Genomic DNA, 20,334 nt, shown 5'->3' on the forward strand with positions numbered 1-20,334 from the left:
ATTTGCGCTCTAATTTTGCAATAATGTTTAACAAAAGAACAAAGATTAAAGACCTGCTTTCGGGCGAAAAAACCGGGCAGGAAATTACGGTAATGGGTTGGGTGCGTACATTTCGCAATAACCAGTTTGTGGCTTTGAACGACGGCAGTACAAATAATAATTTACAGATAGTTATAGAACTCGGTTTGATAGACGATGCAACTGCAAAGCGCATTACTACGGGCGCTTCGCTGAAAGTATCGGGAACATTGGTGGAATCTTTGGGCAAAGGACAAAAGGTAGAAGTCAAAGCCGCAACCGTTGAAATTCTCGGCGATTGCGATGCGGAAAAATATCCTTTGCAACCCAAAAAACACAGCCTTGAATTTTTGCGCGAGATAGCGCATTTGCGTTTTCGCACGAATACTTTCGGCGCGGTGTTCCGCGTGCGTCATGCGCTGGCGTTTGCCATTCATCGGTTTTTTAATGAAAAAGGATTTGTGTATTTGCATACACCCATCATCACGTCGAGCGATGCGGAAGGCGCAGGCGAAATGTTCCGCGTTACCACTTTACCCTTGAACAACGCGCCGAAAGATGCGAACGGCAACATAGATTTTTCAGAAGATTTTTTCGGAAAGTCAACAAACTTAACGGTTTCGGGGCAATTGGAAGGCGAGCTTGGCGCAACAGCGTTCAGCGAAATTTATACATTTGGTCCAACTTTTCGTGCGGAAAATTCCAACACTACAAGGCATCTTGCAGAGTTCTGGATGATTGAACCGGAAATGGCTTTCTGCGACTTGGAAGACGATGCAAACCTTGCGGAAGAATTTATCAAATACATTATCAAATACGCGCTGGAACACAACCGCGACGACATTGAATTTCTCGATACACGTTTGAAAGACGAAGAAAAACAATTGCCGCAGGACAAGCGCAGCGAGTTGGGTTTGCTAGAAAAATTAGAGTTCGTTTTGAACAATGCTTTTGAAAGAGTTACTTACACGGAAGCGATAGATATTTTATTAAATTCTCCTGCATATAAAAAGAAAAAATTCAAGTACGAAGTTTCCTGGGGCATCGATATGCAAAGCGAACATGAAAGATATTTAGTAGAAAAACATTTCAAGAAACCTGTGATTGTTACCGATTATCCAAAAGATATTAAAGCCTTTTATATGCGCCAGAATGATGATGGAAAAACGGTTGCCGCAATGGATATTTTGGCGCCGGGCATCGGCGAAATCGTTGGCGGTTCGCAAAGGGAAGAGCGCTTGGAAAAACTGGAAACGCGCATGAAAGAAATGCACATTCCGGCGGAAGAAATGAACTGGTATCTCGATACGCGCCGCTTCGGAAGCGTGCCGCACGCGGGTTTCGGCTTGGGCTTTGAAAGGATTGTTCAGTTTGTAACGGGCATGACGAACATCCGCGATGTAATTCCGTTTGCAAGAACACCGAAGAATTGCGAGTTTTAATTATAGCATAAATTGATATTTATATAAAGCGTGTGATTTAAAATATTATTACACGCTTTTCTTTTTAAAATTTAACAGACAGACTTGTCTGTATATTAAAAATAAAATTACCTTTGCTTCATGAAACAGGAAATTTTAATGCCGAAAGACAGGATTCTTGAAACAGCTTCCTTGCTTTTCCATCGTCAGGGATATAATTCAACGGGAATTAATCAAATTATTGATGAAGCAAAAGTTGCCAAAGCAAGTTTTTACGACCATTTTAAATCGAAAGAAGATTTGTGCGCGGCGTTTTTAAACAAGCGTCACGATTATTGGTTCGCGCAGTTGGAAAGTTTTACGGCAAAAAGCAGAACGCCACATACAAAGGTTTTGGCGGCATTCGATTTCATCGCTTTTATGAATCAAAAAGAAGATTTCAGAGGTTGCAGTTTTTTGAATATCCTGTCGGAAATCTCGTCGGGCAACAATAAAATTTTGCCGATTATCCAAAATCACAAAAAAGACTTGCAGGAATTTTTCAATAATCTGATTTCCGAAAAATTATTATCAGCTCACATTTATTTATTGTTTGAAAGTGCATTAATCGAAAGCCAATTATTCCGAAATCAAACGCCTGTGGAAACCGCTAAGAAAATAGTTCAATCATTATTAAAAAAATAAAACTATGGAACAAAAACATCCGTTGCCGCCGTTCAATTTTGAAACGGCAACACAAAAAGTTCAAATGGCAGAAGATGCCTGGAATTCAAAAGACCCCGAAAAAGTTTCGCTCGCATACAGTGTGGATACGGAATGGAGAAACCGTGATATTTTCCTAAACGGGCGGGAAGCTGCAAAAAACTTTTTGAAAAATAAGTGGGAAAAAGAACTGGATTATAAATTAAAAAAACAACTATGGGCTTTTACCGAAAACAGAATTGCAGTTCGCTTTGAGTACGAATACAGAAACGCGAACGGACAATGGTTTCGCGCTTACGGCAATGAAAATTGGGAATTTGACGAAAACGGATTGATGAAAAAACGTTATGCAAGCATTAATGATTTGGCGATAAACGAAGAAGACAGAAGACTATAATAATTTTTTCAATACCGAAAAATATAGTTACCTTTATATTACATTATTTCAACAAGTCCGGTTCTTTAATTTCTTAAATAAAAAAATTATGAAAAAGCTGTTTTTCATTTTAGCTGCACTTCCTGTGTTTGCTTTTGCACAGGAAAAAGGCGTTCAGTTTGTCCACAACCTTAGTTGGGATCAAGTAAAGGCAAAAGCAAAAGCCGAGCACAAATACATTCTCATGGATTGTCAAACTACATGGTGCAGCTGGTGCAGATATATGGAAAAAAACATATTTCCAAATGATACTGTTGCAGCTATTACAAACGACAAGTTCATTGCCGTAAGTGTTCAGTTTGACTCTTCTGCAAAAGACAATGACGAGGTAAAAAGCTGGTACGCAACGGCGCACGATTTGAATGCGCAATATCACATTAATGCATATCCGACATTTTTGTTTTTCAGTCCCGACGGCGAAATTGTTGACCGTCATGTAGGCGCATCTTTGAAAGTGCCTGAATTTGTAACAGCATTGAACGATGCGCAAAATCCCGATAAACAATATTATGTGTTGGTAAGAAAATATGAAAGCGGAGATAAAGACCCTTCATTTCTGAAATCATTTGCCAGCGCCGCACAAAGCGCTTATGATATGCAGACTGCGAAAAAAGCAGCGAATGAATATTTGGCTACACAAAAGGATTTATATACAAAAGACAATCTTACTTTCCTGAGCAATTTTACGCAAAGCAGCAAAGACACAGGTTTCAGCATTATGTTGCATCAGCCTGAAAAAGTAGACGCCGTAATGGGAAAAGGAACTTCAGATAAAGTTGTACAAGGCATTATCATGAGAGAAGAAGTTTATCCCGCCATTTTCCCACACAATCCAAACATAAAGAAAGCATCTGACTTGCCGGAGCCCGATTGGACTGCTTTGCAAACGAAATTGCAAACAAAATATCCTGCGCAGGCAACTGAAATCTTAGCATATTCCAAAACTGTTTTTTATATGGAAAAAGGCGATTGGAACAATTTTGAACCCGCAGTTGTTGCTTATATGAAATCTTATGGCGATAAAGCGAGCGACGAACAATTGAACCAATTTGCGTGGACAGTATTCCAGAATTGTCCCGATATGACTTGTGTTACAGAAGCATTGGACTGGAGTAAAAAATCGTTCCAAAACAACAGCAATCCGGAGTATATAGATACTTATGCAAACATTTTGTACAAAATGGGTAAGAAAGATGAAGCCATTGCATGGGAGCAAAAAGCCGCAGATGCATCAAGTGATAAATCAACTTATTTGCAAACGCTTGACAAAATGAAAAAAGGCGAAAAAACTTGGAACTAATTAATTAGTCTTTAATAAAAATAACCGCAGCGCAGCAAATATTTTTCGCTTCGTCTGCGGTTATTTATTTTTGGAGTTCTATGTTAGAAACTGTTTATCAAACCGAATTATCAGAAGCCGGATGCGACGAAGCAGGTCGCGGATGCTACGCAGGTCCTGTGTTTGCGGCGGCGGTAATTTTACCAAAAGATTTTCATCATCCGAAATTGAACGACAGCAAACAAGTAAAGGAAGCAGACAGAGATGAACTGAGACGGATTATAGAAAAGGAAGCGATTGCATTTGCTGTTGCCAATTGCAGCGTGGAAGAGATTGATGAAATTAATATTCTCAAAGCATCTTTCAAAGCGATGCACAAAGCGATTGATGCTTTAAAATTACAACCTGATTTTTTATTGATTGACGGCAATCGCTTTACGAAGTATAAAACTATTCCGCATCAATGTATTGTCAAAGGAGACGGAAAATATGCAAACATTGCCGCAGCAAGTATTCTCGCAAAAACACATCGCGATGAGTACATGAAAAAACTGCACAATGATTTCCCAATGTATAATTGGCAAAAAAACAAAGGATACGGAACGGCTGAACATCGTGCCGCTATTGACATTCACGGCTTGTGCATTCATCACAGGAAAAGCTTTAATATTGCCTCGAAACAGCTTGCTTTGTTTTGAACGCTAATGCCACAAATGCACGAATGAATAAAATTATTCGTGTATTCGCGGCATATAAGTTTTGTTAAGCGTTTGAAAAAATAGGCGAAAAATTCAACCGATAACTCAACATAAGAATATCTTTGTTCAACTATGTTAGGATATTTTATTCTTGGATTGATATTGTATTTCGTGTTCCGTTTTATAGTAGGGTTTATATTGCCGATATGGAAATCTACAAAAACGGTAAGAGAAAATATTCGCAATATGCAAGACAATCAACAGCAAACCGAAACCCGCACTACGACTGATAATCACAAAACCGCAAACACCTCTTCTACGGCAGGCGAGTATATCGATTTTGAAGAAATCAAAGATAAGTAGTTTTGCCGCATTTTGAGATGCTGAAACAAGTTCGGCATGACGTGCAAGCGTGTTCAGTTTCCTTTGTGCAACTCTGTGTGAAGCTCCGTGTATTCTCTGTGGTATAGCAAAAATTACAACTCCAAATCCAATACCGTTTTCGGTGGAACTAAATGTATCGTTTGCAATCCGGCTTGCGTTGCGCCTTCGATGTTTCCAATGGTATCATCGATAAATAATGTTTCGTCCGGGGTTAAATTTTCTTTTTCCAACAATGCTGAAAACGAAGCTGCATAAGGCTTTCGCAAGCCTACATCGTTTGAATACCATGTTTTGATAAAATAATTTTCCAATGGTTTGCCAAATTCTTCTTCAAATTTTTTTGTAAAAAAGATTATTTTAAACCCAATAGGTTCATAAAGAGTAGTTTACAAGATTTGGAAATACTATCGGTAACGACTTAGTAATGGTGCTTACTGCACTTGCTTTCATTTAATTACCTTGTAAATCACAACCACAAATTTAATAAATAAAGGGTAATATGTTAATGGTTATTATCCTTTTATTCTGTCAGAAATTTCAAAAAATCTTTCCACACTGTGGTACATCTGTGGGAAAGGTTTTGAAATAATTTCAAAGCTTTGTTTTATATACCGTACTCTTATCCAGAGGCAAATTATGAGAAACCCCAAAAAGATGAAGCTATGGAAATCGTATTGAGTAAAATAATATCCGATATCAAGCGAATGGAAGATAAGTTATCTTCTAAGATGCTAAAAACAGTTGATGAAGCTTATCAGATGCTCCTGTATTTGCAGGAATTATTATATACCGTGAAAACAAAGGTCTTGCAGACCGGATTTGTGAACGGTGCTCAGGAGATTGATTTTTTCAAGAATATCAAGCCGCAGATCATGGGCAAGCTCATCTATTACAACAAGGTATTTCGTATTGAAATTGCCTGTCCGGTAAGTAATGGTAAATTGTATAATAGCTACTATGAAAGCCAATTGAGAAAACTCAAATCAGAATACATCGAAACGATATGCCACGAAGATTTTTACAGGTATTACCGTGCAGGAAGGTCTGACCGCGACGAGGTTTATTTCAGGCTTGGTCAAATCAATTACCATGACGGATTAAAGAGCGGGGTGTTTGAAATAGACCTTGGTTTTTCGACTTATTATGATAACAAAATTGCACGTATTATTGCCAATGAACTACTTTACACCTATCTCGTTACCAAAATTGACCCTGAAAACAGCCCGGATTCAATAATCGTAGACAAAAATGCTACTAAAGACATTTCGTGGACAAATAGCCAAAATGCACTCATAGAATTGATCTATGCAATTTATGCATCCGCATCCGTATCCCATGGCGAAATAAGCATACGAAAATTAGCATTGATTTTCCAGGTATTGTTCAAAATCCCGCTAAACGATATTCACCATGCATTCCACCGTATGAAGACGAGGGCAGGTTCAAGAACCGCATTTTTGGACCAGCTTAAAGCCGCACTGGAAGAATATATGGACAAAGACCTATCCTACTGAAGACCTTAAAATTGTAAGGACTGCTTTTTCATATCCCAAATTTTATACTCTGCCCATATCTGCCAATTGGCAAAAACTGCTCATTACAATGCAAATTCCAATGTGGGTTCAACAAATCTATTAATTCATAAGTGGTTATATAAATTGTAAAAATTTTCAAAAAACTGCTGAACCAATGGGTAAGCATTGGCGGACAAATTCTATTACCATTGGGAATTTTGCATTGTAAACATAAAGGAGCAATGCGATGAAAATAATCACAATTGAAGAAGAAGCGTGGAAACAGCTCAACAGCCGTATCAATACCATTTCCAACCATCTAAAAAAGTTGGAAGACACAAGCTACGATGACCTGTGGCTTAACAACCACGAGGTATGCCAGTACCTGCACATCAGCGAAAAGACATTGTGGCGTATGCGTACCAAAGGAGAAATCACCTACTCCAAGATTTACGGACAATATTTCTACACCATCGGGGCCATCAAAGAAATGCTAAATGCCAATGCCGTGCAAAGCAATGATGAATTTGTGCAAGAATTAATGGCAAAAGGCAAAAGCTATATCGAGAAAGGCAGAAGGCTTAATTCCCGTAACTCACAAAACAGGACGCTATGAATATAGACAGAATGGAATTTTTGGCGTGGATGGATCGTATCATGACTCGCTTCGATATTCTCAGCGACAATATAGACGATATGAGAAAAAAGAGAAACAGTATAGACGGCGAAGAATTGTTGGACAATCAGGATGTGTTACAGATGCTGAAAATCAGCAACCGTTCCCTGCAACGGTATCGCTCTATTGGCAAGCTTCCCTATTATACAATAAGTGGAAAGCTATATTATAAACTGTCCGACGTGCATCAATTCATAAGGGAGAGCTTTAACCCACCACCAAAGAAATGAATGCCAATGAACGCCAAACACTGCCTTTGAGTGCCACATCATACAGGGTGGTGAACGCTTCTTTTACTTTCGGCGGTAAACTTTAAATTTTTAAGATCATGAGCGAAGAAACAACAAACAAACAGGAAATGCCCGAACAGCTTTCGGACATATTGCTAGTGCTGGATAAAGAAAAAAAGAAAATCCAGGCAGTAAAAAGCATTGATGAAAACGGCAAAATGGAAACCGTTGACCCCACCAAGAGAAACGAAAACCTGTTCATGCGTCTGGACAAACACGGTGATTTCATTTCCAATTTTCTATCCAATTTTTGGAGACAGCTGAAAGATCCCACGCAGTTCTCATTTTTCAAGGTTTCGGCTGACGAGGCCGTAAATAAAGCAAAGGAATTTCAGAAGCATGTAGCTAATCCTACTTCCGAAGGTGAAAAAGTGATGAAAGAACACGAGGTAAAACCGGAAACCCCGCAAGAACAAAAACAAGAAAACAAAAAAGATATGGAAACAACACAGACCACATCGGAAAATAGCGAATACCGCTTCAGGCCGGAACAGATTGATTGGGAAACAATGAACAATCTTGGGTTAAACAAGGAGTACCTGGAAAAAAGAAACCTGCTCGACCCTTTATTGAGGGGGTACAAAACCAATGAGCTTGTGCCTATCGGTGTAAACCTTGACACTGCCATTGTCCGTACCGATGCACGATTGTCATTACAACTTGCAGAAGACGGTAAGGTCGTGGCGGCAATACACGGTGTACGCAGGGAGCCTAACCTGAATATGGAATTTTTCGGACACAAGTTTACCGATGAGGATAAGAAAAACCTGCTCCAAACAGGCAATATGGGACGTGTTGTCGATTTGAAAAATACCAAAACGGGGGAAATGATGCCGTCCATTGTCAGCGTAGACAGGCTTACCAATGAGCTGATTGCATTAAAGACAGATTTCATCAAGATTCCCAATGAGATTAAGGGCATAAAGCTGAATGACCAGCAAAAGCAGATCTTGATGGAGGGTAAACCGCTCTATTTGGAGGGTATGACTTCCACGAAAGGAAATGAATTTTCCGCAACTGTACAATTCAATGCGGATAAACGCTATGTAGAGTTCCTGTTTGACAGGAGCAACAATAATCGGCAGTCGCAAAGCAACCAAAAAAATAACCAGCAAAGCCAATCCAATGAAATTCCGAGAACTTTCAGGGGCAAGGAACTCAACGATGAACAATACGATAAGTTCAAAGCCGGGCAAACCGTCTATGTTGATGGTTTGGTAGATAAGAAAGGGCAGAAATACCAGGGCTACATCACGCTCAACAAGGATACCAATAGAACGGAGTTCTCCTTTCAAAATCCGAACAAACTCAAAGAGCAGGCGAAACCTACCGAAGCCAACAAAACGCAGACCGCCGTCAATTCGGAGGGTAAAACCAACGAAGCGACCAAGAACATCAAAGAGCCTTTGAAGACTGGTCAGCAAACCCCGAAAGACAAAAAGCAGCAGGAACAACAGGAAAAGCCCCGAACCTCTGCAAAATCAAGAGGCGTAAAAAGATAAAGTATGAAAACAATCATTGCAGAAAAACCAAGCGTAGCAAGGGAAATAGCCCGCCTGTTGGGAGCATCCGATAAAAAGGACGGCTACCTGACGGGCAATGGCTATTTTGTTACCTGGGCATTCGGTCATTTAATCGGATTAGGAATGCCAGAAGATTACGGCATATCGGGATTTGATAAATCAGCCCTGCCAATATTGCCCAACCCGTTTTTGCTGACCGTCCGCAAGGTTAAAAAAGACAAAGGCTATACTGCTGATGCAGGTGCATTAAAACAACTAAAGGTCATCAAAGAACTATTCCATAAAAGCGATAGCATTATTGTAGCGACCGATGCCGGACGTGAGGGTGAACTCATTTTCAGATACATTTACGAACACCTGAAATGCAGCAAACCGTTTGAACGTCTTTGGATAAGCTCACTTACCGAAAAAGCCATCAAGCAGGGATTTGACAATCTGAAAGACGGAAAGGAATTTGACGGATTGTACCAGGCTGCACAAGGCAGAAGCCGTGCCGATTGGCTCGTAGGCATCAATGCTACACAGGCTTTATCCATTGCCGCAGGAAACGGCGTGTATTCACTCGGCAGGGTGCAAACACCTACACTCGCTCTTATTTGCAAACGCTATCTGGAAAACAAAAACTTCTCGATAAAACAATATTGTCAGATACAGTTGTTGCACAACAAAGAGTTCATTGATTTTAAAAGCCTTTCCAAAACCAAATGGGACGACCAAAGGCAGGCAGAAGATGCGCTCAGGTGTATTGAAAGGAACGGGAATACGATTATCGTTACCTCGGTAGAAACAAAAAGCGTTACAGAGCAACCACCTTTATTATTTGACCTGACAGGACTACAAAAAGAAGCCAACAAAAAGCTCAACCTTTCCGCTGAAGAAACGCTCAACATTGCTCAAAACCTGTATGAAAAGAAATTTATTACTTATCCACGCACCGGGAGCAAATACATTCCCGAAGATATGTGGGCGGAAATTCCGAACCTTGTAAGGGCTTTGCAGGGCAGGGAAACCTGTAAGCAAGCCGTATCCAAAATAAAATGGGGTCGTTTCAACAAACGTATTATAAACGATTTACGAGTTACCGACCATCACGGTTTGTTGATTACGGATAAAATACCTTCAGCTCTGAACGCAAAGGAAAATGCGGTTTATGATATGATTGCCTTTCGGTTGCTCGAAGCCCTTTCTGGGGCCTGCATCAAAGAGATTACCGATGTGGAGTTACAGGCATTGTATTACGATTTTACGGCAAAAGGCTGTAAGGTTATGGAACCGGGCTGGCGCACCATTAAAGGCAGTTTTACGGACGATTATACCGAACCTATACAGGATTTGCCCGAACTGAAAAAGGGCGATGAACTCAGAATCAAGGAAGCTGCCGTTTTGGAAAAGAAAACCAAACCGCCTGTGCTTTATACCGAAGCCGGACTTTTGTTGGCTATGGAAACCGCAGGTAAGGAAATTGAAAACGAGGAAGAACGGAAAGCTCTGCAAAACATCGGTATCGGTACGCCTGCCACAAGGGCATCAATCATTGAAACGCTGTTTACCCGCAACTATATCCAAAGGGAAAAAAAATCCTTAATCCCAACCGAAAAGGGTTTGCAGGTGTATGAATTGGTCAAAGAACGGAAAATTGCAGATGTGGCAATGACCGCCGAATGGGAATTGGCGTTACAGAAAATTGAAACGGGCGAAGCGGATGCCGGAGCGTTCCAAAAGGAAATGGAAACCTACGCTTCTACTATTACCCATGAATTATTGCAGACTTCCATTGCCAATACGAACCTGCCAAAACTTACCTGCCCGAAATGCAAAAGCCAACAGTTAATAATCCGTTATAAACTTGCCAAATGCCCTGATGAGGTTTGTAATTGGGTACAGTTCCGCAATATATGTGGCGTGCAAATCGGTATAGCCGATATTGAAAACCTTGTCAATAAAGGCAAAACGGCTCTTATCAAAGGAATGACCACTAAAGCCGGAAAGAAATTCGATGCCTATATCGTATTGAATGAAGATTACAAGACCTCCTTTGAATTTGCTAAAAATAAAAGTTATAAAAAGTAATGGAAAATAAACCTACCATTAATCCAATGGAAATCAAGAAACTGATTTACACCATTCGTGATAAGCAGGTGATGTTGGACAGCGACCTTGCTACTTTGTACCAAGTAGAAACAAAGAACCTGAACAAAGCCGTAAAACGGAATATAGAGCGGTTTCCCGAAAAGTTCTGTTTTCAACTGACCAATGACGAAGCCGATTTTTTGAGGTTCCAAATTGGAACCTCAAACGTAGGGCGAGGCGGAAGACGTTATCTGCCCTACGTTTTCGGCGAACAAGGGATAGCGATGCTATCCGCAGTGCTTCGCTCCGATGTGGCTGTAAGAGTGAGTATTGATATTATGGACGCATTTGTAGAAATGCGACGTATGCTAATCAGCAATGCTTCTCTGTTTCATAGACTAGATAAGATGGAGATAAGGCAATTAGAAACCGACCAAAAGATTGAGGAAATTTTTAAGGCTTTGGAAAGCGACAAGCTCCAAAGTGACAAAGGCATTTTCTATAATGGTCAGGTCTTTGATGCTTATACATTTGTATCGGATATAATCAGAAATGCCGAAAGTTCCATTATCCTGCTGGATAATTACGTGGACGATACCGTACTGACCCTATTGGGTAAACGCAAAACAAATGTAACCGCAACAATCTATACCAAAAGTATCAGCAATCAGTTACGGTTAGACCTGCAACGCTACAACAGCCAATACCCGCCTATTGAGATTAAGATTTTCTCTGATGCACACGACCGCTTTTTAATCATAGACCAAACGGAATTATACCATATCGGAGCATCGCTCAAAGACCTGGGTAAAAAATGGTTTGCCTTTTCACGAATGGATATTGAAGTCAGTAGGATGCTTAGATTACTTACCAAATAACAAGCCCTCCTATTTTGGAGGGCTTTGTCATTATTTTCAACTTTCTGATTTGTTTTTGTTCTCTGGCTTTTCTTTTAAAGGAATTTTCATTTGATTTTGAGCTTGGAAGGAATTGAAAAACTTATTTCGATCAACACCTAAGAAATCCAGCAATAATGAAATAACACCCTTCAAATGTGAGTCAAGATCTTCAGGAATAATAAAGTGGTTATTAAATCCAATCTTTTCAAAGTCACGAGCCCAAGTGAATAAGTTTTTTGTGTTTTCATTCTTGCTGAAAAAATCCTTTAATATCTCAATAGGGATACCTTCTAGTGATTTTAAGAAGGAGTTGGCAGATTTATTACCAGAAATCTGAACGGCTATAGAAATTATCTTATCTACGCCTTCTTTACCTAAATTTCCAAATTTAAAACCATTCAATAATTTTTTCTCTCTTTCAGAAACGTCTAGAAATGCAACGTCTTTAAGAATGAAATCAATAGTGATTAATAAATGAGATATAATTAAATACAAGAGTCTAGTAGCCTCCTCCCGCTTTTGGAAATCAGTTACCACTTTTTCCACAAAATATGCTATATAAGATAATGCAGCATTAAATCCAGAAAAGTCCAATTCTGATAATAGTCTTGATTTGGATTCTTCATAAATATATCTCCAATCTTTGTTCCCAAAAGTTTTATAGCTTTTATTTCTCGCAAATCTTTGTAACAATTCTTCTTCGGACAATCTTTCAGGATAGGAGTTTGAGCGTAATTTTGACAGAAAAGCACCATCTAAAATTATCGTATTATGAATTTGTCCAAATTTATGAACAACAGGTCGTTGGTCAGTCGTTGCAACAATACAACTATCAAAATTCAACAACTCTCTTAATCCATTTGCCCAGAGTATACGTTCGAAAGCTTGAGGAGATTTTTTGTTTTTAATATCAACATTAATTCGTTGTCTAGTTATACTAGAAGAACGTCCATATAAATATAAATCCACATCGGTGATGTCATTATTTTCATATCTATATTTAATACCTCTAACTACAAAATACCCAGAATTAATGAAATAATTTCTAATAAATTCTTCCATTAATTCTCCCTTTGTTATATTATTTTGTTGATTTTCCATTAATTAGTTTCTAAATGTTCTTAAAAGTTCTCCAACAGATTTTTTAGATTGCGTACTTTGTTTTTTTCTATTAATCTGACGTTTGTTTTCGGGACCAATATAGTTAGTTACACTACCCGTATAAATACCAGAACCTAAAACTGTTTGCTCTGTTGTATCTCCAAACTCTAGCACTTGCATAGCCAATAACCCAATATCCTTTTTTAAAAGTCTCATATGGTAGCGATTAGGATAAGTTGTATCTCTCCTTAATTGAATTACTCTTTTAAGTTCTAATAATTTATAATCTTCCCCAATAGCTGTAGCAGGTCCAACTTCATAGCCGTTCACTAACTTTCTCAATAATATTTCTAACATCGAAATTTTACCTCGCCCTTGAGAACTAAAATTAATTCCATAATATAATGATGATACAAAAGCTTTAGCTAAATCAAGTGCATCCTCTTCAAAAGGATTACCATATTTAGAAAAAGCGGATGGTTTTGTTATGAAAGTTTTCGCCTCCGAGGAGTTGCTTACTTCATTAAAATCATACATTCCTATGGATTGAAGCTTAGATAACAACTGCTCTCCTAAAACTTCTTTACCCTTTTCCAGCGTTAAACAGCCATTAGAAGTTAGCAGTTGATCCAATTCTAATATTTTTTTTGTTTCATCAGATTTTAGGGATGACAAAACAGCATTTGTTTTTTGAGCACCTTCTCTACGAAACAAATTACCATTAAAATATAATTTACTTTTATCGTCTAGTACTTCATAATCAACAAATCCAATTTCTTCCGCTTGCAAAAAAAGGTCTTTAGTTTCTGCATTAGTTAATGTGTAAGTATCAGATATATATTCATTTAATGTTTTCTCACCTTTTGGTAAATCTGAAATGTTATCAGAAAGTTCTATGGCAGCCTTTTGAAAGTTTGATGGTGAATTATTATCAAAAATATCAGATGTATGACCAAGAACAGCCGAAGTTGTTACTCCTAAAACGGAAATAGCCCCATTATTAGCTGTATCGATCAATCTTGCTTCTTTAAGCTTTGATTTTATAGTTTCAATCTCTGTTTTTTTTATGTTAGATACTTTGGCTATAGCATTAACTTTATCCAAACTCAAATTACTTTGTTCATCTGATGCTGCTAAATTTGACAGAAAAACACCACATTTTCCAGCAAGTTCAATATCCTCAAACTCATAAGTATCTTTAATTTCTACTAGTTTGTTAGTATGATTTATAACCCAAGCTCCTTTAGTCCTTTTTTCCATAATTGTTCATAATGTAAATTACGCTGTATATACTCAACATTAATATTTACAAAAATACAAAATAAATCCCTCTCTCTTAATATACTTACGCCAAATCCTACCTCTCAACGCCAAACCCTGCCACATCTTCAAAGTCACTTATCTATCGCTATAATTTTAGGCTTTCAGTAAAAATCTAAACAAAATTATTGTATGGGTACACAGCAAAAAGACTTGTCGTATTTCAGATTACGACTGCAAGAATTACTAAACAGCAGCTTTCCAGAAAAGGCTCATGACCAAAAATTTATTGACCAGCGTTCATCGTGGGCAGCCAATGCTTATGAGGGTGCTTTCCGTTCGGGAAACCCGATTGAACAGTGCAATGAGATTGCCAATTACATACTTTTTCAGGGTTTACATTTTTCTAAGTTTGACACAGTTTTCCAAGTGGTATGCAATGAGTTTGATACCGTAATGGCAGACGAGGAACTGCGACCGTTTGCTCTTAAAATGCTCCCTGTCTGCGAGCCTGTTTTTGCCCGATATGAACTGACCGATGATTTCGCATACGGTTATGAGTTTGACCTGCTTTATACCGAACTGATTGGAATAATCGCAATATGGATTGAGGAAAATGGGCTTCAGTAAAAAGCAACACCTCCAACAAAATATTGATGCCTTGCGGATTGCTTTTACATTGGAAAAGGAGAACCGGCAAGCTACCGTAGGCGAAAGACTGCTAATGATGCAATACAGCGGATTCGGCGGGCTTAAATTCGTGCTGAACCCTATTGAAAACGAAAAAGACATCAATCCCTGGAGAAGATCAGAACACGACCTTTTCAACATTACGCAGGAACTCCACCAACTGCTCAAAGAAAACGCCGAAGACGATAAGCAATACCGCAGGTATGTGGATAGTATGAAAAGCTCCGTACTGACGGCTTTTTATACTCCGCCACAGGTCATTGATGCCATTTCAACCACCTTGCAAGATAACGGTATAAAGATTGGCAAGTTCCTTGAGCCCTCCGCAGGTATCGGCTCATACATCCAATCCTTTTCGGAAAATCAACAACCCAAAGTTACCGCTTATGAAAAGGATCTATTGACAGGCAAAATCTTAAAACACCTTTATCCCGAAAGCACTATTCGCATAAGCGGTTTTGAGGAAATTCCCGAAAAGGAACAAAACAGCTATGATATTATTGCCAGCAATATCCCGTTTGGCGATACGTCTGTATTTGACCTTTCCTATTCAAGAGGACAAGACCCAGCCCGTGTGCAGGCTGCCCGAAGCATACACAATTACTTCTTTCTGAAAGGAACGGATATGCTCCGTGAAGGCGGTATATTGGCTTTCATTACTTCACAGGGCGTTCTCAACAGTCCGAAGAACGAACCGATACGCAGGGCGTTGATGCAGGATAATGATTTGGTTGCCGCTATACGCTTACCCAATAACCTGTTTGCGGAATATGCAGGCACAGAGGTCGGCAGCGACCTGATTATTCTGCAAAAAAATACAGGAAAGGAAATGCTCTCGTGGAGAGAAAACCGCTTTTGTGAAACCTATATCAACCCCAACAACATTTCGGTTAATGTGCTTCTCGAAAATCCAGCCCGAATTGTACATACCGATAGTAAATTAGATACTGACCCTTACGGGCAACCGGCACTCATCTATACGCACAAAAGCGGAGTAGACGGCATTGGCAAAGATTTGAAGCAAATGCTTTCCGAAGATTTTGGAAAATACCTGAATTTGGCTTTGTACAACAGTGGTATGGACGATGAGACTGTCCTCCAAATTTCAAGTGAGCCAAAGGTAACACCTCCGGTTGTTGAGCCTGTAATCATTCAGCAAAAGCCACAACCTACACCAAACCTTGCAATTCATCGGGAAAGTCCGCAGGAGCTAAAACAGTTGAGCATTTTTGACCTGTTTGAAAATGCGGGCGAACCTGTAATGGTGGTTGTTCCACCCCAAAAAAACACGCAAGCCCAAAGACAAACAGCAAAGAAAAGGCGAGGAACAATAAGTCGTCAAACTGACCTGTTCGGTGGTGCTATGCAACAGCCTTATACACCTCAAAAATCCAGCGGTACTGCTAATAATAATGGTATATCACAAATAAATGACAAACAACAGGAAGTCATTGGCGACCTGTTTTCACAAACATACGGAAATGGCCGGGTGGATACGCCAGTCATTCCCATCATTGCCAACAATACCATTCCCGAGCCTGCTCCGTACAGTGGTGAACTGCAACCGTTCCACCGTAACGACTGCCTTGTAGTGGATAACGGTTGGGTCGGTAATCTGCAAGATGTAGATACCGCAGACGGTACGGCGGTTTTCCACCCTTTGCAATTACCCCCCTTACAGAAAGCAAGAGCCGAAGCCTATATTGGTGTGCGTGATATTTACCAACAGCTTTACACCAAAGAAGTCGAGCAACAAGTTGAACATAAAGAAGAACGGGAAAACCTTAACCGCCTGTACGATGCGTTTGTCAAAAGGTACGGCAACCTCAACAGTGCCGACAATATCAAGCTCATCAAGACGGATAGTGCGGGTAAGGAAATGCCTTATCTGGAGCGTGTGGTTGGTGGCGTGGTACACAAGGCAGATATATTCAGCCGCCCTGTAAGTTTCTCTACCATAACCATAGCAACGGACAATCCCGAAGAGGCATTGGCGGCATCGCTGAACAAATACGGAAGCGTTGATTTGGGCTATATGTCCGAAATCAGCGGTATGACCGATGATGCGTTGAAACAAGCGTTACACGGTCGTATTTTTTATAACCCACTTCAAAAGGAATACGAAATATCCGAACGTTGGATTTCGGGGAACGTTGTAGAAAAAGCCCAAGACGTAAGAACCTATATTGAGAACAACCCTGATGATGCCGAAGCCAAAGCGAGTCTTACCGTATTGGAAGAAGCCCGACCAAGACGTATCGAATTTGAGGAACTCGATTTTAATTTGGGCGAACGGTGGATACCCACCGGTATTTATGCCCGTTTTGCTTCGTACCTTTTCGATACTGAAGTAAACATTCATTATTCAGAAAGCTCCGATGATTTTTCCGTTAAATGCGACCAGAAGAATGTGCATATATGGGACAAATACGCCGTCAAAGCCGAAAGCCGGACGTTTGACGGGATTGCCCTGCTCAAACACGCCCTTGTCAATACCGTACCGGATATTACCAAGAAAATCACGATTGACGATAAGGAAGTTAAGGTGCGGGATATGGAAGCCATACAAATGGCGAATACCAAGATTGACGAAATCCGTACCGCCTTTACCGAATGGCTTCATGCCCAAAACGACGAGTTCAAAACCAGGCTGACCGACCAATACAACGATACCTTTAACTGCTTCGTCCGCCCGAATTATGACGGAACGCACCAGGAATTTCCGGGCTTAGACCGTAAGGCATTGGGCATTGAAGATTTGTATTCATGCCAAAAGGACACCGTTTGGATGATAAAGCTGAACAACGGTGCTATCTGCGACCACGAAGTAGGTGCAGGGAAGACACTCGTAATGTGTACGGCAGCACAGGAAATGAAGCGTTTGGGTCTGGCACACAAACCAATGATTATCGGGCTCAAAAGCAATGTCCACGAAATAGCGGAAGCCTATCGCACCGCCTACCCACACGCAAAAATCCTGTTTCCGGGCAAAGAGGATTTTACGCCACAAAAACGCCTGCGGATTTTCGGGGATATTAAAAACAACGATTGGGATTGCGTGATATTGACACACGACCAATTCGGAATGATACCCCAAAGTCCCGAAATTCAAAAGAAAATTCTCGAAATAGAACTGGACAGCGTAGAGCGTAATCTCGATGCTCTGCAATCGCAAGGCAAGGAAGTGACCAGGGGAATGCTTGCCGGGGTAATCAAGCGGAAAGAAAACCTTGAAGTAAAGCTCAAGACGCTGCAACACGACATTGAAAACCGAAAAGATGATATTGTGGACTTCAAAATGATGGGCATAGACCACTTATTTGTGGACGAAAGCCACCAGTTCAAGAACCTGATGTTCAACACAAGGCATACACGGGTTGCCGGATTGGGAAATGTGGATGGCAGCCAAAAGGCAATGAACCTTTTGTTTGCTATCCGTACCATACAGGAGCGGATTGATGCGGATATGGGTGCGACCTTTCTTTCGGGAACTACCATTAGTAATTCGCTAACCGAATTATACCTGCTGTTCAAATACCTGCGACCAGGAGCATTGGCAAAACAGGGCATTAACTCCTTTGATGCGTGGGCGGCGATTTATGCGAAGAAAACAACCGATTATGAATTTTCGGTGGCTAACAATATCGTGGCAAAAGAGCGTTTCCGCTACTTTATCAAAGTGCCGGAATTGGCTCAATTCTATTCCGAAATTACGGATTACCGCACTGCGAAAGACATAGGCATAGACCGCCCCGATAAAAACGAAATTCTTTATAACATACCGCCTACGCCCGACCAAGAAGTGTTTATCCAAAAACTAATGGAGTTTGCCAGAACGGGCAACGCTACCTTGCTCGGCAGACAGCCTTTATCGCAAAGCGAAGAAAAAGCAAAAATGCTCATCGCTACGGATTACGCCCGTAAGATGTCATTGGATATGCGAATGGTAAGCCCCCATTACCAAGACCATCCCGACAACAAGGCTTCGCATTGTGCCAAGAATATCGCAAAATATTACAATAAGTTCAACGCACAAAAAGGTACGCAATTCGTGTTCTCGGATTTGGGAACGTACAAGCCGAACGAATGGAATATCTACTCCGAAATCAAACGCAAGCTGGTGGAAGATCACGGTATTCCGGCTCATGAAATCCGCTTTATTCAGGAAGCGAATACCGACAAAAAGCGTAAAGAACTTATCAAGGGAATGAATGAGGGTAAAATCCGTGTGCTGTTCGGTTCTACAAGTATGTTGGGTACAGGTGTCAATGCACAAAAAAGAGCCGTTGCCGTTCATCATCTCGATACGCCGTGGCGACCGTCCGACCTTGCTCAACGGGACGGTCGGGCAATCCGTAAGGGCAATGAAATTGCCAAATTCTTTGCCGATAACAAAGTAGATGTGATTATCTATGCCGTAGAAAAATCATTGGATAGTTACAAGTTCAACCTGTTGTATAATAAACAACTGTTTATAGACCAGTTAAAAACCAATAATCTCGGCAAACGTACCATTGATGAGGGCAGTATGGACGAAAAGTCGGGGATGAATTTTTCAGAGTATGTGGCTATCCTTTCGGGAAATACGGATTTGTTGGACAAAGCGAAATTGGAAAAACAGATTGCCGGATTGGAAAGCGAAAAACAGGCTTTTAATCGTTCTAAGTTCAGTGCTAAATACAAATTGGAAGACTATACGGCAGAACTTGAGAAAGCCCAATCCCGCTTTGACCGTATGAGCCTTGACTGGAACAACCTGCAAGGGCGTATTCAAAAACGTTCTGACGGTACGATTGCCAATCCTGTTCAGTTGGACGGTTTATCGCCCAATGCGGACATCAAAAAAATCGGTGCAAAGCTCAATCAGCTTGCGGACAAAGCCCGCACTGGTGGGGATTATGAAGAAATCGGTAGCCTCTACGGTTTTCAGCTGTTGGTAAAAACGGAAATGTCGGAAAAAGAGGGCGTGGATATTCGGGTAAACCGCTTTCTGGTGCAGGGCGAGGGAAATATCAAATACACCTATAATAACGGCATCATTGCCAAAGATGAGAAATTGGCATCAATGAATTTTCTCAACGCATTGGAAAAACTGCCCGCCTATATTGAACAAGAGCAAAAGAAAATAGCCGAAATACAAAAGGATGTACCTGTTCTACAGGAGGTGCTTAACGGTACGTGGTCTAAAGAAAGTAGATTGAGCGAATTGAAAACGGAATTGGCTTCCGTTGAGCGGAAGATACAACTATCTATCACGCTCGAAACCAAGGAAGAATCTACGGAACAAATGGAAAAACCGGAAGAAGCTCCACAGATTTCAGAGAGTATTGTACATACGAAAGGTGTTCATCTTCCACGCGGTATATTGTAATC

The 20,334-nt window shown here is 40.4% G+C and carries 17 protein-coding genes; 14 read left to right on the forward strand and 3 right to left on the reverse strand.

The window, feature by feature from the left end:
• Positions 1–23 precede the first annotated feature (23 nt).
• The 6 genes from asnS (at position 24) to A9P82_RS10820 (ending at position 4,917) form a co-directional block, all read left to right on the forward strand.
• Positions 24–1,460 carry an asparagine--tRNA ligase gene (gene asnS, locus A9P82_RS10795; protein WP_066207723.1) on the forward strand — a complete coding sequence of 479 codons (1,437 nt, stop codon included), beginning with the start codon at positions 24–26 and terminating at the stop codon, positions 1,458–1,460.
• A gap of 120 nt (positions 1,461–1,580) precedes the next feature.
• Positions 1,581–2,123 carry a TetR/AcrR family transcriptional regulator gene (locus A9P82_RS10800; protein ID WP_066207724.1) on the forward strand — a complete coding sequence of 181 codons (543 nt, stop codon included), beginning with the start codon at positions 1,581–1,583 and terminating at the stop codon, positions 2,121–2,123.
• Between the two features lie 4 nt (positions 2,124–2,127).
• Positions 2,128–2,538, forward strand: coding sequence for a nuclear transport factor 2 family protein (locus A9P82_RS10805; protein WP_066207727.1), 411 nt, complete (start codon positions 2,128–2,130; stop codon positions 2,536–2,538).
• An 88-nt stretch (positions 2,539–2,626) separates the two neighbouring features.
• Positions 2,627–3,877 (forward strand): thioredoxin family protein, encoded by a 1,251-nt coding sequence (locus A9P82_RS10810; RefSeq protein ID WP_066207731.1) that lies wholly within the window; start codon positions 2,627–2,629, stop codon positions 3,875–3,877.
• Between the two features lie 80 nt (positions 3,878–3,957).
• On the forward strand, positions 3,958–4,554 hold the full coding sequence (locus A9P82_RS10815) for a ribonuclease HII (protein WP_066207733.1): 597 nt from the start codon (positions 3,958–3,960) through the stop codon (positions 4,552–4,554).
• Between the two features lie 132 nt (positions 4,555–4,686).
• On the forward strand, positions 4,687–4,917 hold the full coding sequence (locus tag A9P82_RS10820; protein WP_066207735.1) for a hypothetical protein: 231 nt from the start codon (positions 4,687–4,689) through the stop codon (positions 4,915–4,917).
• A 113-nt stretch (positions 4,918–5,030) separates the two neighbouring features.
• Here the strand turns inward: A9P82_RS10820 and A9P82_RS10825 are convergent, their stop codons facing one another.
• A complete protein-coding gene (locus A9P82_RS10825; protein ID WP_082915323.1) occupies positions 5,031–5,306 on the reverse strand; it encodes an HAD-IA family hydrolase in 276 nt (91 codons plus the stop codon).
• Positions 5,307–5,600: 294 nt separating this feature from the next.
• On the opposite strand from A9P82_RS10825, the gene A9P82_RS10830 reads away from it, so the two are divergent.
• The 6 genes from A9P82_RS10830 to A9P82_RS10855 all read left to right on the forward strand — a co-directional run bounded on the left by A9P82_RS10830 (position 5,601) and on the right by A9P82_RS10855 (position 11,889).
• Positions 5,601–6,452, forward strand: coding sequence for an RteC domain-containing protein (locus A9P82_RS10830; protein WP_066209845.1), 852 nt, complete (start codon positions 5,601–5,603; stop codon positions 6,450–6,452).
• Between the two features lie 247 nt (positions 6,453–6,699).
• Positions 6,700–7,068, forward strand: a complete 369-nt coding sequence (locus A9P82_RS10835; protein ID WP_066207739.1) for a helix-turn-helix domain-containing protein — start codon at positions 6,700–6,702, stop codon at positions 7,066–7,068.
• Positions 7,065–7,358, forward strand: coding sequence for a helix-turn-helix domain-containing protein (locus tag A9P82_RS10840; protein WP_066207741.1), 294 nt, complete (start codon positions 7,065–7,067; stop codon positions 7,356–7,358). Before A9P82_RS10835 ends, A9P82_RS10840 begins: the two co-directional genes overlap by 4 nt.
• A 98-nt stretch (positions 7,359–7,456) precedes the next feature.
• Entirely contained in the window at positions 7,457–8,920 is a 1,464-nt protein-coding gene (locus A9P82_RS10845; protein ID WP_066207742.1) for a DUF3945 domain-containing protein, read from the forward strand.
• 3 nt (positions 8,921–8,923) lie between these two features.
• Positions 8,924–11,011 (forward strand): type IA DNA topoisomerase, encoded by a 2,088-nt coding sequence (locus A9P82_RS10850; RefSeq protein ID WP_066207744.1) that lies wholly within the window; start codon positions 8,924–8,926, stop codon positions 11,009–11,011.
• Complete coding sequence (locus A9P82_RS10855) at positions 11,011–11,889, forward strand: ORF6N domain-containing protein (protein ID WP_066207746.1); 879 nt, start codon at positions 11,011–11,013, stop codon at positions 11,887–11,889. The genes A9P82_RS10850 and A9P82_RS10855 overlap by 1 nt, the downstream gene beginning before the upstream one ends.
• A 36-nt stretch (positions 11,890–11,925) precedes the next feature.
• On the opposite strand, the gene A9P82_RS10860 is transcribed toward A9P82_RS10855, so the two are convergent.
• Both A9P82_RS10860 and A9P82_RS10865 read right to left on the reverse strand, forming a co-directional pair.
• Positions 11,926–13,011 (reverse strand): hypothetical protein, encoded by a 1,086-nt coding sequence (locus tag A9P82_RS10860; RefSeq protein ID WP_066207747.1) that lies wholly within the window; start codon positions 13,009–13,011, stop codon positions 11,926–11,928.
• Between the two features lie 3 nt (positions 13,012–13,014).
• Positions 13,015–14,271, reverse strand: coding sequence for a hypothetical protein (locus A9P82_RS10865; RefSeq protein ID WP_066207748.1), 1,257 nt, complete (start codon positions 14,269–14,271; stop codon positions 13,015–13,017).
• A 192-nt stretch (positions 14,272–14,463) separates the two neighbouring features.
• On the opposite strand from A9P82_RS10865, the gene A9P82_RS10870 reads away from it, so the two are divergent.
• Both A9P82_RS10870 and A9P82_RS10875 read left to right on the forward strand, forming a co-directional pair.
• The gene (locus tag A9P82_RS10870; RefSeq protein ID WP_066207750.1) at positions 14,464–14,901 is read left to right on the forward strand and encodes a DUF1896 domain-containing protein; all 438 of its coding nucleotides are present in this window, start codon (positions 14,464–14,466) and stop codon (positions 14,899–14,901) included.
• Positions 14,888–20,332: an N-6 DNA methylase gene (locus A9P82_RS10875; RefSeq protein WP_066207752.1), complete on the forward strand. Its 5,445-nt coding sequence runs from the start codon at positions 14,888–14,890 to the stop codon at positions 20,330–20,332. The genes A9P82_RS10870 and A9P82_RS10875 overlap by 14 nt, the downstream gene beginning before the upstream one ends.
• Positions 20,333–20,334 lie beyond the last annotated feature (2 nt).

It is taken from the genome of Arachidicoccus sp. BS20, from assembly GCF_001659705.1.
Lineage (GTDB): Bacteria > Bacteroidota > Bacteroidia > Chitinophagales > Chitinophagaceae > Arachidicoccus.

Excerpts from the sequence above, each read along its gene's own strand:
- asnS (WP_066207723.1), top strand. The coding sequence starts at position 24 with ATGTTTAACAAAAGAACAAAGATTAAAGACCTGCTTTCGGGCGAAAAA.
- A9P82_RS10800 (WP_066207724.1), top strand. The coding sequence starts at position 1,581 with ATGAAACAGGAAATTTTAATGCCGAAAGACAGGATTCTTGAAACAGCT.
- A9P82_RS10805 (WP_066207727.1), top strand. The coding sequence starts at position 2,128 with ATGGAACAAAAACATCCGTTGCCGCCGTTCAATTTTGAAACGGCAACA.
- A9P82_RS10810 (WP_066207731.1), top strand. The coding sequence starts at position 2,627 with ATGAAAAAGCTGTTTTTCATTTTAGCTGCACTTCCTGTGTTTGCTTTT.
- A9P82_RS10815 (WP_066207733.1), top strand. The coding sequence starts at position 3,958 with ATGTTAGAAACTGTTTATCAAACCGAATTATCAGAAGCCGGATGCGAC.
- A9P82_RS10820 (WP_066207735.1), top strand. The coding sequence starts at position 4,687 with ATGTTAGGATATTTTATTCTTGGATTGATATTGTATTTCGTGTTCCGT.
- A9P82_RS10830 (WP_066209845.1), top strand. The coding sequence starts at position 5,601 with ATGGAAATCGTATTGAGTAAAATAATATCCGATATCAAGCGAATGGAA.
- A9P82_RS10835 (WP_066207739.1), top strand. The coding sequence starts at position 6,700 with ATGAAAATAATCACAATTGAAGAAGAAGCGTGGAAACAGCTCAACAGC.
- A9P82_RS10840 (WP_066207741.1), top strand. The coding sequence starts at position 7,065 with ATGAATATAGACAGAATGGAATTTTTGGCGTGGATGGATCGTATCATG.
- A9P82_RS10845 (WP_066207742.1), top strand. The coding sequence starts at position 7,457 with ATGAGCGAAGAAACAACAAACAAACAGGAAATGCCCGAACAGCTTTCG.
- A9P82_RS10850 (WP_066207744.1), top strand. The coding sequence starts at position 8,924 with ATGAAAACAATCATTGCAGAAAAACCAAGCGTAGCAAGGGAAATAGCC.
- A9P82_RS10855 (WP_066207746.1), top strand. The coding sequence starts at position 11,011 with ATGGAAAATAAACCTACCATTAATCCAATGGAAATCAAGAAACTGATT.
- A9P82_RS10860 (WP_066207747.1), bottom strand. The coding sequence starts at position 13,011 with ATGGAAAATCAACAAAATAATATAACAAAGGGAGAATTAATGGAAGAA.
- A9P82_RS10865 (WP_066207748.1), bottom strand. The coding sequence starts at position 14,271 with ATGGAAAAAAGGACTAAAGGAGCTTGGGTTATAAATCATACTAACAAA.
- A9P82_RS10870 (WP_066207750.1), top strand. The coding sequence starts at position 14,464 with ATGGGTACACAGCAAAAAGACTTGTCGTATTTCAGATTACGACTGCAA.
- A9P82_RS10875 (WP_066207752.1), top strand. The coding sequence starts at position 14,888 with ATGGGCTTCAGTAAAAAGCAACACCTCCAACAAAATATTGATGCCTTG.